Annotated in this window: 1 protein-coding gene; it reads right to left on the reverse strand. The window is 36.4% G+C overall.

Translation table 11 applies throughout. The features are described 5' to 3' along the window. Positions 1 to 242, reverse strand: a 242-nt coding sequence (locus HMPREF2647_RS03290) for a G5 domain-containing protein (protein ID WP_176746905.1), incomplete at both ends; no start/stop codon positions are given.

Genomic DNA, 242 nt, shown 5'->3' on the forward strand with positions numbered 1-242 from the left:
TGAGTCAGCGTCTGCATCTGAATCTGCGTCTGGACCATACTCAATTATTTCATCAATTGGTTCTTTTGTGATTTCTTCTGTTGGTTCACCTTCGCCTACTTTTTCTCCTGTTAATGGATTTTTCGTTGTTGGTGTTGTAATTGTTTTTTCTCCATTTTCACCTTTTTGTACGACTTCTTCTGTACCAGGTGCTAAATCTGGATTAAATTTACGTTTTGTTTCATACGGAATCTCTTCTTTAT

The sequence above is a fragment of the Staphylococcus sp. HMSC035D11 genome (assembly GCF_001836075.1).
Lineage (GTDB): Bacteria > Bacillota > Bacilli > Staphylococcales > Staphylococcaceae > Staphylococcus > Staphylococcus hominis.